1 protein-coding gene and 2 tRNA genes are annotated in these 721 nt (G+C 62.6%); all 3 read left to right on the forward strand.

Going from position 1 to position 721, the window contains the following annotated elements:
• Positions 1 to 202: 202 nt before the first annotated feature.
• Positions 203 to 288, forward strand: a tRNA-Tyr gene (locus tag GBZ26_RS29720).
• Between the two features lie 64 nt (positions 289 to 352).
• Positions 353 to 426 (forward strand) — tRNA-Gly (locus GBZ26_RS29725).
• An 81-nt stretch (positions 427 to 507) separates the two neighbouring features.
• Positions 508 to 721 (forward strand): GTP-binding protein (locus GBZ26_RS29730; protein ID WP_247884966.1); only part of this gene is annotated, 214 nt, incomplete at its 3' end.

Below are 721 nucleotides of genomic sequence, written 5' to 3' on the forward strand. Positions count from 1 at the left end.
TCTTGGCCGGGGCAGGGGGCTGGCCGTGGGGCGCGGATGGCTTCTTCGAACGGGTCATGGTGTCCGGCTGGAGGGGGCAGGGCTAAGCCCGCCGCGGTTATTCACAGTTTTCTGGTTTGGACTGCTTCAGACGTGTTGACAAGGCCTGAAAAATTCTCATAGTGCCGAACTCCGCGGCGGGCATGTCCCGCAGCGGTCCTGAGGAAGGGTGGCCGAGTGGTTAAAGGCAGCAGACTGTAAATCTGCCCGCGTAAGCGTACGCTGGTTCAAATCCAGCCCCTTCCACCACTACATTCCACGGCTTGTCCGTGATCGCGTTTCCCGGTCGATAGCGCCGGGCGGGGCGTGGCAGGCGGGTGTAGCTCAATGGTAGAGCAGAAGCCTTCCAAGCTTACGACGGGGGTTCGATTCCCCTCACCCGCTCCAATCCCCCCGCGCTAAGGGAAATGTCGGTCTCGGCCGGGCCATTGTGTGCGTCCGGAACGTCGGGAACGAAAGACCAAAGCGATGGCGAAGGCAAAGTTTGAGCGGAACAAGCCGCACTGCAACATTGGCACGATCGGCCACGTCGACCACGGCAAGACGTCGCTGACCGCGGCGATCACGAAGGTGCTGGCCGAGAGCGGCGGCGCGACCTTCACCGCCTACGACCAGATCGACAAGGCGCCGGAAGAGAAGGCGCGTGGCATCACGATCTCGACCGCCCACGTCGAGTACGAGA

Source organism: Azospirillum formosense (assembly GCF_013340925.1).
Classification (GTDB): Bacteria; Pseudomonadota; Alphaproteobacteria; order Azospirillales; family Azospirillaceae; genus Azospirillum; species Azospirillum formosense.